Consider the following 15,567-nt stretch of genomic DNA (forward strand, 5'->3'; position numbering starts at 1 on the left):
TAGGTGAGAAAATGGATATTAATACATTAAATGATAGACAAAAAGAGGCATTACTTGCCACGGAAGGACCAGTACTAATACTTGCTGGTGCAGGCAGTGGTAAGACTCGTGTTGTTACTAGTAAAATTGCATATCTGATAGAGAATTTAAATGTAGCCGAGTGGAAGATTTTGGCCATAACTTTTACTAATAAAGCTGCTAATGAAATGAAAGACAGGGTTAGCGACTTGATTAACCAAAATGTGGATCCAATGTGGATTGGTACTTTTCACTCTATATGTGTGCGAATTTTAAGAAAAAACATTGAAAGACTTGGATATAATACAAATTTCACAATTTATGATAGAGATGATCAATTGACAGTTGTAAAAGAAGCCATTAAAGATTTGGATTTGAATAAAGAGACATATAATCCTCGTGCTGTTATTTCTAATATTTCTAATATCAAAAATCAAGGAATTGAACCTAAATCTTTTATTGAAGAACACAAAAATGATTTTTATTTATATAATATAGGTTTGTTATATGAGGAATATGAAAAAAAATTAAAATTAAATAATGCACTTGATTTTGATGATTTACTTATTAAAACAGTTGAACTTTTAAAATTAGATGACAATGTTTTGAAATTTTATCAAAATAAATTTGAGTATATTTTTGTCGATGAGTATCAAGATACAAATGGAATACAGTATGAACTAATAAAAATGATAGCAGGTGAAAGTCCTAATTTAACTGTTGTTGGTGATAATGACCAATCTATTTATAAATGGAGAGGTGCAGATATTAGCAATATATTAAATTTTGAGAAGGACTTTCCTGGTGCTAAAACTATTAAACTTGAGCAAAATTATCGTTCTACACAAAATATTTTAAATGTTGCCAATACTGTTATTAAAAACAATAGTGAAAGATTAGAAAAAAAGTTGTGGACTTCTCGTGATCTTGGCGAAAGTGTTAAATATAAAGAATTCAGGGACTCTTATGAAGAAGAATATGGAGTAGTAGAAAAAATTATTTCACTTAATTATAAAGGTAGAAGTTTCAAAGATATGGCTATTTTATACAGAACCAATGCTCAATCTAGGGGTTTTGAAGAGGCCTTAGTTAGAGAGAGGATACCTTATAAAATAGTGGGTGGACTTAAGTTCTACGACCGAATGGAAGTAAAAGATGTGCTTGCTTACCTAAAAGTAATCAACAATCCTTACGATAATATAAGTCTTGCGAGAATTATCAATAGACCCAAAAGAGGTATAGGCGAGACAACTGTAAATGATATTTTAGAATATGCTGAAAAAAATAATACTACCTTTTATAATGTTGTAACAGAAATTGATAGCTTCGAGGATTTAAACATCAGAGCGAGAAAAAATGTCAGAAGTTTTGGAAATATTTTAAAATTATTGGTTGATAGAGCAAGTGATTTAACAGTAGGTAAGCTCATGGAAGAAGTCCTTTATGAAAGTGGGTATGTTGAAGATTTAAAAACTCAAAATACAATTGAAGCTAAAACACGTCTTGAAAATATAGATGAATTACATTCAAATATTATGGATTATGATAAAGAAGGAGTAGAACTTGCTGAATATTTAAATACTCTTTCTCTTCTTTCTGATGTTGACAAGACAAAAGACGATACAGGTGTTAATTTAATGACTCTTCATTCGGCGAAAGGTCTTGAATTTAAAGTTGTATTTTTAGTTGGAATGGAAGAGGGGCTTTTCCCTAATTCTCGTTCACTTGATGATGAAGAAGATTTAGAAGAAGAGAGAAGATTATGTTATGTTGGTGCTACAAGAGCAGAAGATGAATTATATATTTCTTCATCAATGACAAGAACAATATACGGAAAATCTACTCCAGCTATTAAATCTAGGTTTATTGGTGAAATGCAAGATACAATAGAAATCATAGAAGATAAAAATAAAAATCTTGTAAATGTCGTTGATTATGGAATGGGTACTACTGGTAAAATTAAGAGTAACAGATTTATTGGTATGAAAAATGATTTTACATCAGCAAAGAAAAACTTAAATATAAATTCCTCAGATATCAGTGTAGGGGACAAAGTTAAACATAAAATTTTTGGTAAAGGTATGGTCGTGCAGAAAAAAGAGAAAAGTGGCGATTATGAGATTGTAATATCTTTTGATAAAAAGGGACTCAAAAAATTAATGCTTTCAGTTGCTCCATTGAAGGTGGTGGATTGATGGATAAAATTCATGAGATGGAAAAATTAATCGAGCAGATTAATAAATTAAATTATCATTATTACACATTAGATGATCCAATTGTATCTGATAAAGAGTATGATGAGGTTTATAATAAATTATTGAGTCTTGAGAAAGAAACCGGGACAGTGCTTGAATATTCTCCAACGACTAGAGTTGGTGGGGATATTTTAGAAAAGTTTGAGAAACATATACATCTTGGGAGATTATATTCATTAGACAAAGCACAAAGTGAAAATGAACTTAAAAACTGGTATAATAGAGTAGTTAATTTTGTAAAAGAATATAATAAAAATCACAAAAACCAATTGCCAAATCCTGAATTTATAATTGAATTTAAATTTGATGGTTTGACTATAAACCTAACATATAAAAATGGAAAACTCGTGATGGCTTCTACTAGAGGCAATGGAATAGTTGGAGAAGAAATTTTAGACCAGATAAAAACTATTTATTCGGTGCCTCTTAAAATAAATTATTCTAAAACTCTTGAAATTCAAGGGGAAGGACTCATGCCATTATCCGAACTTGCAAAATATAACGAGCAAAATGAAGAAAAACTTAAAAATGCAAGAAATGCAGCTGCAGGTGCACTTCGAAATCTAAATCCTATGGAAACAAAAAAGAGAAATCTAACTGCTTTTTTCTACAATATTGGATACACAGAAGAAGACATGTTTAAAAGTGATGATGAAATGAAAAGCTTTTTGAAGAATGAAGGTTTTAAAATATCTAGTATAAATTTTAAGGTTAATAATTTCGATGATATTATTGCAGAAATTCAAAAAATTGGTGAAAATAGAAATAAACTCGATATATTAATTGATGGTGTAACAATTAAGGTTAATGACTTCAACACCCGTAAGCTTATGGGATATACTAACAAGTTCCCAAGATGGGCCATTGCCTATAAATTTGAAGCAGAAGAGAGTTCTACTGTTCTTAGAGAAGTTATATGGAATGTGGGTAGAACGTCAAAAGTTACACCCACAGCTATTTTAGATCCTGTCGAAATAGGTGGAGTTACAATAAGAAGAGCTACACTTAATAATTATGACGATATTGTGAGAAAAAAAGTAAAAATTGGTTCTAGAGTTTTAATCAGGAGATCTAATGATGTAATACCTGAAATAATGGGAGCATTACCGACAGAGACAGATACGGAAGAGATAAAAAAACCAACTCACTGTCCTTCATGCAATTATCCGCTATATCAAGATGGAGTTCATATTTTTTGTCCTAACACTTTATCTTGCGTTCCACAGCTGGTTTCTCGACTTACGCATTTTGCTTCACGAGATGCAATGGATATACTTGGTTTTAGTGAAAAGACTATTGAAAAATTAATGTCTACAACACATTTAAGAGAGATACCAGACATATACCGTTTAGAGGCGGATGACCTCATGAAAATTGAGGGTTTTAAAGAAAAAAGGACTAAAAATATATTAAATGCCATAGAAGACTCTAAAGATGTAGAGCTCGAGAATTTTATATATGCCTTAGGTATTTTAAATGTCGGTATAAAAACTGCTAGAGATTTGGCTAATCATTATAAATCTTTTGATAATTTGAAAAAGGCTAGTGCAGAGGATTTAATACAAATCGGTGATATAGGAGAAATTACCGCAGCTGAAATAGTTAAGTTTTTTAATAATGATATAAATAAAAAAGCTATAAAAGAATTACTGGATTTGGGAGTACGACCTAAATATTCTGGACAGGAAAATACAGAGCAAAAACTTATTGGAAAAACTTTTGTTATAACTGGAACATTGACAAAACCTCGAAAGGAAATTGAGGAGTTGCTGATAAATGAAGGAGCAAAGGTCACTGGTTCAGTTACTAAAAATACAGACTATCTTTTGATGGGTGAAAATCCAGGCTCTAAATATAATAAAGCCAAAGAACTTGGCACAGAAATAATAGATATAAATACCTTAGATAAAATAATAGGGGGTTCAAATGAATAAAGAAGATATAAAGCATATTGCCGATATCGCTCAAATTGAATTTTCTGATGAAGAACTTGATAATTTTGAGGATAGATTCAATGAAAATTTAAAATTAATTGAGAAAATAAAAGAGATTGATACAGAAGGAATTGACGAAGTATTCCAAGTAAATGGCACTGAAAATAATTTTAGACAGGACAGAGTTTTGGAGTCTTTATCTCAAGATGAAGCCCTAGAAAATGCACCTACTAAGAAATATGGCTATTTCAAGTTAATGAAATTTGTAGATTAGGAGGAAGGCTTGAATATAAATGAACTAAAGGCATGGGAAATTGCCGAAGGATTACGAAATAAAGATTTTTCTTGTGAAGAAATTACTAAAAAATATATTGATAGAATTAAAGAGGTAGATAAAGATATAAATGCATATATAACAGTTACTGAACAAGCTGCACTTGAAAATGCAAAAAAAGTTGATGAAAAGTTCAACAACAGAGAAGAAGTATCTGATATAGCAGGTGTTCCAATTTCTATTAAGGATAATATTTCTGTCAAAAATATAAAAATGACTTGTGCCTCTAAAATGCTAGAAAATTATATATCTCCTTATGATGCAGCATTGGTAGAAAAAATCAAGGCTAATGATGGAATAATTCTAGGTAAAGTTAATCTAGATGAGTTTGCTATGGGTCAATCTACAAAAACTTCTTATTTTGGAATAACCAAAAACCCTCTAGACTTAACTAGGGTTTCTGGAGGTTCATCTGGTGGATCGGCTGCGTCTGTAAGTTCAGGTGAAGCTTGCATTTCTATTGGTACTGATACTGGCGGGTCTGTAAGACAACCTTCAGGTTTTTGTGGAGTAGTAGGAGTTAAACCTACTTATGGCTCAATTTCTAGATATGGTGTTGCATCAATGGCTAATACATTTGATCAACCAGGCGTAGTTGCCAAAGATGTAAGAGATGCTATCACTATGCTAAATGTATTAGAAGGCAAAGATAATAGAGATGCAACTTCAGTGGGAAATCCTGGACTAAAATACGATTTTGATTATTCTAAAGACTTAGAAGAAAATTTAAAAGGAATTAAATTTGCAATTCCTAGTGCATTTTTAGATATGGATTTAGATAAAGATGTTAAAAGTGAATTTGGAAAAGCAATAAAAATTCTTAAAAGCAATGGGGCTATTGTTGAAGCATACGATATTGACTCATTAAAATACGTTATTGAAACTTATAATATTCTTGTTAATGGAGAAATATCATCTAATATGGCAAGATTTGATTCAATAAGATTTGGTCATAGAACTAAAAAAGATTTTGATAGTATTGAAGATATGTATAAAAAATCTCGTGGTGAAGGTTTTGGAAATGAAGTGAAAAGAAGAATTATGATAGGTACTCATATTCTTTCTCTTGATTTTGCTGACGAGTATTATAATAAAGCACTAGAAGTTAGAGGTTTAATTAAGAAAAATATGGATGATTTGTTCAAATCTTATGATTTTATGATTTGTCCAACAACTCCATGTTTGCCACTTAAGATTGAAAACGAAATGAGTTTAACAGAAATTTATCAATCAGATTTATTCACAATACCTGCTAATATGATTGGTTCTCCTTCAATATCTTTGCCTATGCCTATTGGTGAAAATGGACTTTCTGTTGGTATAGAATTTACTGGAAAGAGATTTAAAGATAGAGATTTATTAAAAACAGCACTTGGATTTGAAAGGAGTTTACAAAGATGAGTTATGAAACAATCGTAGGGCTTGAAATTCACGTAGAACTTTCAACCGAAACAAAGGCATTTTGCTCATGTAAAAACTCATTTGGAGATGAGCCAAATACAAATGTGTGTCCTGTATGTATGGCACTTCCAGGTGGGCTTCCTGTTTTAAATAAAAATGTAATCAATTATACAGTTATGGCTGGTAAAGCTCTTAACTGTACTATAAATAATAGATCAAAATTTGATAGGAAAAATTATTTTTATCCCGACTTGACAAAAGGTTATCAAATTACCCAAAATGATAAACCTATTTGCACAGATGGATTTCTTGAAATAGAAACAGAAAATGGTCCTAAAAAAATTGGGATATTCCAAATACAAATGGAAGAGGATACTGCTAAGGCACTTCATACCGAAGAAGGCGAAACATTAATGGATTATAATAGATGTGGAGTTCCATTAATTGAAATTGTTACAAAGCCAGATATTTCAAGTGGTGCTGAAGCAAGAGAATTTTTAGAAAAATTGAAATCTACTCTTAGATTTCTAGATATTTCTGACTGTAAGATGGAAGAAGGATCACTGAGATGCGATGTAAATGTCAATATTAAAAATACAACTACGGGTGAAAAAACAGCAATAACTGAAGTTAAAAACTTAAACTCATTTAGAGGAGTAGAGAAGGCTGTTGATTTTGAAAGTAAAAGACATATTGATATTCTTGAAAATCATAAAGATGAAATAAAAACTACAAGAAGATGGGATGACTCATTAAACGAAACAGTTTTGATGAGAGTGAAATATACGGCCAATGATTATAGATTTGCGCCAGATGGCGATTTACCACCTCTTAATATTTCTGATGATGAAATTGAAGAGATTATTAAAAATATGCCTGAACTTCCCGATATTATGATAGAAAGATTTGTCAAAAATTATGGTATAACCACAGAAGATGCGAAAGTTCTAGTATCTTCAAGAGAGCTTGCGAAATTTTTTGAAGAAATGGCAACAGACTTTGACGATTATGTAATGCTATCAAATTGGATTCAAACTGAAATATTAAGACGTGTCGAAATTGAAGATGGGAAAACTTTTGAACTTCCTTTTGATAATAAAGAGTTTATCAATCTTCTTAAATACATTAAAGATGGAAAAATCAATAATAATGCTGGTAAAAAAGTTTTAAGAGAGATGTTTGAAACTGATAAATCTGCTGATGAAATTATAAAAGAAAAGGGACTTGTTCAAATTTCTGATGCATCTGAAATTGAAAAAATTGTGGATGAAGTTCTTGAGGAAAATCCACAATCAATTGAAGATTTCCGTGCGGGAAAAGATAGAGCATTAGGATTTTTAGTTGGTCAAGTAATGAAAAAATCAAAAGGAAAAGCTAATCCACAAATGGCTAACGAGATGCTAACTAAAAAAATGAACTAAATATATTTATATTATAACTCTAAGATTTTGTCTTAGAGTTATTCTTTTTTATGTAATATTAAAAGAATTTGATTATAAAAACTTTCAAAATTTTTATCTAAAGCGAGGTATACAAGTCGGTTAGACTGAGTGGAGATTAGATAGTCTTTATATTTAAATGAAATATCTCTTTTTAATTATTAAGTGTTATTTTATCAAACATTATTTGTATTAAATATAAGAATATATTCATTGGTCGTCAATACGATATTTTGTTTGATTTTTTTATTTATTTGAGTATTATATAAACTATACAATTGTTCGTTTATTTCGTTTATAATCTAGAAATTTAAATTTGGATATGAAGAGATTATATTTGATTTTTTGAAAGGTCTTTATATTTATTGATTAGTAAGTTAATTTTTATAATTTCATTTAATATTCACAGTTTAATTATATAATATATTAAAATTTATATGGGTGGTGCTATGTTTAAAATTTTAGTTGTTGATGATGAAAAAAGTATAAGAGAAGTGATTAGAACTTATGCAGAATTTGAAGGGCATGAAGTTGTTGAGGCTAAAGATGGTATTGAAGCAATAGACAAAGTAAAAGAAGAGGATTTTGATGTCATTGTTATGGATATAATGATGCCCAAACTTGATGGGTTTTCATCTTATAAAGAAATAAAAAAAATAAAGAATATCCCTGTTCTAATGCTATCAGCTAGAAGTGAGGAATATGATAAGTTATTTGGATTTGAAATAGGAATCGATGATTATGTGACAAAACCTTTTTCGCCAAAAGAACTTATGGCTAGGCTAAATGTTATAGTAAATCGCAACAATAAAACTGATGACAATCAAATACTTACTTATGAGGGCCTTAAAATTGATTTGGACGGTAGAGTTGTATTTGTTGATGAAAATAGAGTGGGACTTACTCCAAAAGAATATGACTTGCTGGTATTCTTGGTTAGAAATGAAAATATTGCCCTATCAAGAGATAAACTTTTAAATCAAGTATGGGGTTATGATTTTTATGGCGAAGATAGAACCGTGGACACACATATTAAGATGCTACGTAATTCTTTGAAAGATTATAGGAAATTTATAGTAACCGTGAGAGGAGTGGGATATAAGTTTGATACAAGAGATTAAAGAGATTAAAAGACTTAGGATTGATACCAATAGCATTCTCTTTAAGCTGTGGAAATATTTTGTAAGTTTTGCGGCACTTATTTTAATCTGTATCTGGATATTTCAAACTGTATTTCTATCAAGTTTTTACGAAACAATGAAAATTCACGAAGTTACAAAAGTTGGCAATGAACTTAGAAATGATTATACTTCTGAAAATTTTGAAACCAAAATTTCCAATTATGCGAATACAAAGGGTCTTGAAATTAAAGTATTAGATGAAAATGGGGCATGGGTTTATCCGCTCCGATTATTTGATGAATTTATCGAAAGACCGAGGATGATTTGGGAAAATTTCGACAAATTTTTTGGTTCTCTAAAAAGGGAGAATAGAACTTATAAAATATATACAGTTAGATATGAAAATTTAAAAGACCCATCAATTGTTTATGCAGGATATTTAGGAAACTCCGATGGAGAAGATTATTATTTATATATCAATTCAGTACTTAAACCAGTAGATGCTACAGTGGATGTAATAAAAAGAATTCTTTTAATTATATCGATTATTTCACTTGGTTTAGCACTTGTTTTGGCTTATTTTGTTTCTAAAAGACTTTCACGTCCATTAGTTAGAATGTCTAATACTGCAAAGCAACTTGCACGAGGAGATTATAATGTAGAATTTAGAAAAGGGGAATACAGTGAAATTGACGATTTATCGAATACTCTAAACTATGCTAAAGATGAATTGACAAAAACTATAGAAATGAGAAAAGATTTGGTTGCCAATGTCAGTCACGATTTAAAGACTCCTCTAACAGTAATAAAATCATATGGTGAAATGATTCGTGATATATCTGGACCAAATGAAGCACTTAGAAATAAGCATCTCGAAACCATAATATCAGAAACTGATAATTTAACTAATCTAGTAAATGATTTATTAGATTTATCCAAGATTGAATCAAATTTAGAAGAAACACGCAAAGAAGAGTTTGATTTAACAGAGGTTTTATATGAAGTCATAGATAGATTTAAAATAAATAAAAGCTGTCTTGATTATAATTTTCAAATAGATACTAAAGGCAATACAACTGTTAAAGCCGATAAATCAAAAATTCGACAAGTTATTTATAATCTAATCAACAATGCAATAAATTATTCGCCTAATAATAAAGAAATTTGTATAACGATAAAAGGCGATGAAAATTATACCGAATTTCATTGCGTTGATAAGGGAATTGGTATTAGTGAACAGGATATTGATGGAATTTGGGAGAGATTTTATAGAGTAAGAAACAATCATACTCGTCCAGAAATTGGAACGGGACTTGGATTATTTATTGTAAAAACAATTCTTGAGATGCATGGTTTTAAATATGGAGTAAATTCAGAACTAGGAAAAGGAAGCGATTTTTACTTCGTAGCTACCAAGTAAATATTGATACAAGATATATATGTATATATAAGTAATTAAAAAATTAATAATTATAATTAAAATTTTGGATTATTCTTGACACACATGTCTCTAAAAATCCAAAATTTTTTTTATTAAGATTATTGTGGTGATTAATCTATACAAATAATAAGTAATACTTGAATTTATTTGAAATTAGATACATAAAAAGCCTAAGTTTGATATTTAATATTAAAAAATGATGTTAAATATAGTTTATTTTCGAATTTTATTTTTGAGCCTATTTTTTATAATTCTAATTTGAGATAAAAATGTATAATTTCGAGCTTAAATTTCATCAAAAATAAATATTAAGGACTAAAGACCCTATTTTAAAAAGCTGCTGCAAATGCTGGATTATACAGAAACAATGTAGTAAAATAAATGTAGGTGGAACAAAATGGAATAAAATGGTACAAAATGTTATAAAGTGGTAGATAAAAATGTTAATTGGCGAATATAGACATAGCCTTGATCCCAAAAGTCGAATTACAATTCCATCAAAATTTAGAGAAGATTTGTCAATTTTTGTTATGACAAAGGGGCTAGATAATTGTCTATTTTTGTATCCCAAAGATCAATGGGAAAAAATAGAAAACAAACTTAAAGAATTGCCAATGACAAATAGAGCAGTGCGCTCTTTTGTGAGAACCTTTTTTTCGGGGGCTGTCGATTGCACTCTTGATAAACAAGGAAGAGTACTTGTGCCAGAAAATCTAAGAACTTACGCTGAGTTAGATGATAAATGTGTAATTATTGGGCTTGCTAATAGGGCAGAAATTTGGTCAGAAGATAGTTGGAATTCCTACAATGAAGAGGAAGCTCTTTCGTATGAGGAATTAGCAGAAAAGATGTCGGAGTTAGGTATATAAATGGATTTTGTACACAAAAGTGTTTTACTAAATGAGACAATTGAAGGATTAAATGTCCGCAAAGAAAAAATTTATTTAGATGGAACTTTAGGTGGAGCAGGTCACAGTTTTGAGATTTGTAAATTATTAAATAACACAGGTCTTTTGATAGGAATTGATCAGGATAGTAGAGCTATAGAAGAATCTAAGGAAAAACTATCTGATTTTAATAATGTCCGACTATTTAATTATAATTATTTAAATTTTGAAAAAGCATTGGAACAATTACATATAGAAAAAATAGATGGAGTTTTGCTAGACTTAGGTGTTTCTTCTTATCAATTTGACAATCCAGAGAGAGGTTTTTCTTATAGATATGATGCACCATTAGATATGAGAATGGACAAAGATAAGGATTTAAATGCTAGAGTAATTATAAATACTTATTCGGAAGATGACTTGACACGAATTATTTCAAGCTATGGAGAAGAGAAATGGGCTCAGAGGATTGCTAAATTTATAGTAGACAGCCGAAAAATTAAAACAATAGATACTACTTTTGAACTCGTAGAAATTATAAAAAATGCTATACCTGTGGGTGCTAGAAGAAATGGACCCCACCCTGCCAAGAGAACCTTTCAGGCACTGCGTATTGAGACTAATTCTGAATTAGACGTATTAAAAAATTCAATATATAAATTTGTAAGTCATTTAAATCCCAAAGGTAGAATTGCGATAATATCTTTTCACTCTTTGGAAGATAGAATCGTGAAGGAGGCATTTAAGTATTTGGAAAAAGATTGCATTTGCCCTCCAAACGCACCAATTTGTACTTGTGATAAGAAAAAAGAAGTAAAGATTATAACGCGAAAACCAATTACTGCTTCTAAAGAAGAATTAAGCTTAAATAATAGGTCCCATTCTGCAAAACTAAGAGTTGCAGAAAAAGTTGAGGTAAAAAATGAAAAAAAATACAGATAAAATTTCAAAAAGAAGTTATAATATTAATAGGAATCGCCTATTAAATAATAGGCCTTTTATGTTGACTATGTTAATTGTGGTAATAGTAGTTACTGCTATGATAGTCATGTATTCGCAAATTGCATCCTTAGATAGACAGATATTATCTCAACAAGCAAAAATTGATGAATTAAACAAAACAAAAATTACTCTTTCTGGAGAGATTAAAGGAATTAGATCATCTGCTGATGTTGCAGATGAAGCAATGTATAGACTAGGAATGGTTTATCCTGATGAAAATCAAATAGTCTATGTAGACTCAAGTGTAGAGAAAAAAACAGGAGATATTAACTATAACGTGTTTTTGAGTCCCATTGTTTCAGTTTTGAGATCTTTTACTAAGGATTAGGAGGATCACTAATTGAAAAATAATAATAATAGAGCTAGAAATAAAAAAGGTAAGAATAGATTTAGTAGAAAGCTTAAGAGTTCAAATAAATCTATATTCTGGTTTTTTGTTATTCTAGCTTTTTTGTTTTTAGCACTGATATTTAGACTATTTTATATACAAATTGTTGAGTCAGAAGAACTCACTATTTCGGCACTCAATCAGTTAACTAGAACTGAAGTTATCAATTCTAAAAGGGGAATTATTTACGATAGAAATAAAAAAGAATTGGCCGTTAATGTTACTCGTTGCAATATCTTTTATAATACAAAGATTATTGAGAAAACAAAAGAGGAATCTAATTCAGAATTCGTAAAAAGGCAGAATAAACTTTTTGATGAAGATGCAGAAGTAATAGCACAAGTTTTAGGAGAAAAGACTGAAGATATCCGCGAGAAAATGAAGGGTGATAAAGTTGTAAGGCTTGCATCAAATGTAGAAAGAGCTAAAGCAAAAGAATTAGTTAAACTTAGAACACAGGTAACAGAAAATAATAAAAAAAATAAAACTAATAAGAAAAATTTAGCAGCAATGTCTATAGATGATGTAACTAGAAGATTTTATCCTTTCAATAATTTGGCTTCTTATATAATAGGATTTACCAATGATGAAAATGTAGGTCAATATGGAATTGAAGCTAGTTATGATGAGGAACTAACAGGGATAGCTGGGAAAAATGTTTCTTTGAAGGATAATGCTTTTAATAAAATACCTTTGACAGATGAGGAAACTTATGCACCAAAAGAAGGTTATTCAATAGTTCTTTCTATAGATTCAAACATACAACAGTTTGCCGAAATAGCGGCTCTTAAAGCAAAAGAAGAAAATGACGCAAGTTTTGTGTCAGTTATAGTTCAAGATACAATGACTGGTGAAATTCTTGCGATGACAACAAAAGATGATTATAACTTAAATAAACCAAAGGAACCAATAAATAATAAACAAGAAGAGAATTGGGACGAATATACAGATAAAGAGAAAACTGCCATTTGGTATTCAAATTGGCGTGATTTTAATGTAAATGACCAATACGAACCTGGTTCTACATTTAAATTAATAACAGCTGCTGCAGCCATTGAACAAAATAAAGCTCAACCAAATAGTGTATTCACTTGTAATGGTGCTATGCGTGTCGGAGATAGAACTCTAACATGTACATCGCATCAAAGAGGAGGTAAAACTCTAGCTGAAGCTATAGAACAGTCCTGCAATATGACGATGATACAAATTGCACAAAAATTAGGCAAAGAAGAATTTTTGAAATATATTGACGCTTTTGGTTTTGGCAAAAAAACAGGAATAGAATTATATGGAGAATCTATTGGTATTGTACCTCAAGATCCTTCTACTATTCATCCTGTAACTCTTGCAACTATGGGATATGGGCACTCAATAGCAGTTACACCACTTCAACTTACAAATGCAGTTAGTGCTATTTCTAACGGTGGTTATTTAAATAAGCCAACCTTAGTTAAGGAAGTTGTGGATGCAAATGGAAATATTGTAGAAAAGAAAAAAACTGAACTAAAAAGAAGAATAATTTCTGAAGACACTTCTGAAAAAATGAAATCCATGATGTATAGAGTTGTAGAAAATGGGACAGGAAAATTAGCAGCTGTTCCCGGATATGAAGTTGGAGGAAAATCTGGTACTGCAAATATTGCAACTCCTACAGGTTATCTTGATGCTTTTAACTCTTCATTTGTAGGAGTTGCTCCTTTAAATGATCCAAAGCTAACTGTTTTAGTTGTAGTAAATAGTTCTAAAAAAGCTATTTTAGGTGGGGTAGTTGCCGCTCCAGTTGTATCAGAAGTATTATCTCAATCTTTAAATTATCTAGGGATTCCAAAGACTGAGGAAGTAGAAGAAAAAGACGAGTATACTACAGTACCTGATGTTTATGGAAAATTATTAGACGATGCTGGAAAAAGTTTAATATCTTCAGGTCTTAGATTTAATACAGGGGCAGTGGATGTTAAAGACAATGCTGTAGTCATAGGTCAAAACCCAGGGCAAGGTTCCTATGTATTAAAAGATTCGATTATTGACCTTGTAATTGACAACAATGACAGTGATACAGTTGTGGTGCCTGATTTTAGCAAAAAGTCTAAAAAAGAAGTTCAATCTATTTTAAATTCAATGAATTTAGAGTATAATATCAAAGGTGATGGTGATTATGTGTCCCAAAGCCCTCGTGCTGGTGAAAAACTAGATATTGGCAGTACGGTTATTATAAATTATTCAGTAAGTAAAGATGAAACTGATAAAGATAAAAATAATATAGAAAATAACAATAATAAAAATAAAGTTGTTTCTAATAATTCAAATAATTCAAAGAAAAATGACACAAATAAAAATACAACTTTGAATAAAAATAACAAAAAGGAAAGTAATAGTTAGACTGGAGTTAAGATGAGTTATAGTTTAGATGTTTTAATAGGATTTATATTTTCTGCTATATTTGGCAAATTATTTATCCCATTGCTTAGAAGGTTACATGCAGGACAAAGTATACGTGAAGACGGACCAAAGTCTCATTTAGTTAAAAGTGGAACGCCGACAATTGGTGGAATTATATTTTTAAGTTCTATGATTATTACCACAATTTTAGTGAGAAATTTTAAATTATCAGTTGCTATGATAATTTTTTCTACGCTTGGTTTTGGAATCGTTGGTTTTATTGATGATTATATAAAAGTAGTCAAAAAAAGGAATTTAGGACTTAGGGCTTACCAAAAGTTGGTATTACAAATTCTTGTAACAATAATCCTTCTAATATATCAATATAATTCTTCAGTATTTAAAACTGATTTATACATTCCATTTTTGAAGTCGTATTATTCATTTGGTGTGTTTTATATACCATTCATTATATTTGTAGTTGTCGGTACTGTAAACTCTGTTAACCTAACAGATGGTTTAGATGGGCTTTCCTCAAGTGTTACTATTATCACTTTAGGATTTTTTGTCATATGTTCTTTGAAATTTAATAGACCAGAAATTGCAATATTTTGTGCTACATTGATGGGTGCTCTAATTGGCTTTTTGCTCTTTAACAAGTATCCAGCAAAAGTTTTTATGGGTGATACTGGTTCTTTGGCACTTGGAGGAGCTATTTCTGCTATTGCAGTCCTTTTGAATATCCCCCTAATACTGCCAATAGCGGGTGGAATTTATTTCATGGAAACACTATCTGTAATTATTCAGGTAATAAGTTTTAAAACTACTGGAAAACGAGTATTTTTGATGTCACCACTTCATCATCATTTTGAACATAAGGGATGGCATGAAAAAAAGGTTGTTTATATATTTTGCACAGTGCAATTTATACTTTGTATAATTTCTTATTTTATATTATTTTAGGTGAT

12 protein-coding genes are annotated in these 15,567 nt (G+C 30.1%); all 12 read left to right on the forward strand.

From position 1 onward, the window contains the following. Positions 1 to 11: 11 nt before the first annotated feature. The 12 genes from ABID14_RS04810 to mraY all read left to right on the forward strand — a co-directional run bounded on the left by ABID14_RS04810 (position 12) and on the right by mraY (position 15,562). Positions 12 to 2,213, forward strand: coding sequence for an ATP-dependent helicase (locus ABID14_RS04810; RefSeq protein WP_354367696.1), 2,202 nt, complete (start codon positions 12 to 14; stop codon positions 2,211 to 2,213). Then, positions 2,213 to 4,207, forward strand: coding sequence for an NAD-dependent DNA ligase LigA (gene ligA / locus ABID14_RS04815; protein ID WP_354367698.1), 1,995 nt, complete (start codon positions 2,213 to 2,215; stop codon positions 4,205 to 4,207). Before ABID14_RS04810 ends, ligA begins: the two co-directional genes overlap by 1 nt. After that, the gene (gene gatC / locus ABID14_RS04820) at positions 4,200 to 4,481 is read left to right on the forward strand and encodes an Asp-tRNA(Asn)/Glu-tRNA(Gln) amidotransferase subunit GatC (protein ID WP_354367700.1); all 282 of its coding nucleotides are present in this window, start codon (positions 4,200 to 4,202) and stop codon (positions 4,479 to 4,481) included. Before ligA ends, gatC begins: the two co-directional genes overlap by 8 nt. 9 nt (positions 4,482 to 4,490) lie before the next feature. After that, positions 4,491 to 5,942: an Asp-tRNA(Asn)/Glu-tRNA(Gln) amidotransferase subunit GatA gene (gatA, locus tag ABID14_RS04825; protein WP_354367702.1), complete on the forward strand. Its 1,452-nt coding sequence runs from the start codon at positions 4,491 to 4,493 to the stop codon at positions 5,940 to 5,942. Beyond that, on the forward strand, positions 5,939 to 7,363 hold the full coding sequence (gene gatB / locus ABID14_RS04830; protein ID WP_354367704.1) for an Asp-tRNA(Asn)/Glu-tRNA(Gln) amidotransferase subunit GatB: 1,425 nt from the start codon (positions 5,939 to 5,941) through the stop codon (positions 7,361 to 7,363). The genes gatA and gatB overlap by 4 nt, the downstream gene beginning before the upstream one ends. A gap of 467 nt (positions 7,364 to 7,830) precedes the next feature. After that, positions 7,831 to 8,502 (forward strand): response regulator transcription factor, encoded by a 672-nt coding sequence (locus tag ABID14_RS04835; protein WP_354367706.1) that lies wholly within the window; start codon positions 7,831 to 7,833, stop codon positions 8,500 to 8,502. Then, complete coding sequence (locus ABID14_RS04840) at positions 8,486 to 9,922, forward strand: sensor histidine kinase (RefSeq protein WP_354367708.1); 1,437 nt, start codon at positions 8,486 to 8,488, stop codon at positions 9,920 to 9,922. The genes ABID14_RS04835 and ABID14_RS04840 overlap by 17 nt, the downstream gene beginning before the upstream one ends. A 461-nt stretch (positions 9,923 to 10,383) precedes the next feature. Then, on the forward strand, positions 10,384 to 10,812 hold the full coding sequence (gene mraZ, locus ABID14_RS04845; protein WP_354367710.1) for a division/cell wall cluster transcriptional repressor MraZ: 429 nt from the start codon (positions 10,384 to 10,386) through the stop codon (positions 10,810 to 10,812). Beyond that, complete coding sequence (gene rsmH, locus ABID14_RS04850) at positions 10,813 to 11,772, forward strand: 16S rRNA (cytosine(1402)-N(4))-methyltransferase RsmH (RefSeq protein ID WP_354367712.1); 960 nt, start codon at positions 10,813 to 10,815, stop codon at positions 11,770 to 11,772. Continuing rightward, the gene (locus ABID14_RS04855; protein WP_354367714.1) at positions 11,753 to 12,160 is read left to right on the forward strand and encodes a septum formation initiator family protein; all 408 of its coding nucleotides are present in this window, start codon (positions 11,753 to 11,755) and stop codon (positions 12,158 to 12,160) included. Before rsmH ends, ABID14_RS04855 begins: the two co-directional genes overlap by 20 nt. Positions 12,161 to 12,172: 12 nt before the next feature. Further along, on the forward strand, positions 12,173 to 14,599 hold the full coding sequence (locus ABID14_RS04860; protein ID WP_354367716.1) for a penicillin-binding transpeptidase domain-containing protein: 2,427 nt from the start codon (positions 12,173 to 12,175) through the stop codon (positions 14,597 to 14,599). Between the two features lie 12 nt (positions 14,600 to 14,611). Continuing rightward, positions 14,612 to 15,562 (forward strand): phospho-N-acetylmuramoyl-pentapeptide-transferase, encoded by a 951-nt coding sequence (mraY, locus tag ABID14_RS04865; RefSeq protein ID WP_354367717.1) that lies wholly within the window; start codon positions 14,612 to 14,614, stop codon positions 15,560 to 15,562. Positions 15,563 to 15,567 lie beyond the last annotated feature (5 nt).

It is taken from the genome of Peptoniphilus olsenii, from assembly GCF_040545475.1.
GTDB classification, from domain to species: Bacteria; Bacillota; Clostridia; order Tissierellales; family Peptoniphilaceae; genus Peptoniphilus_A; species Peptoniphilus_A olsenii.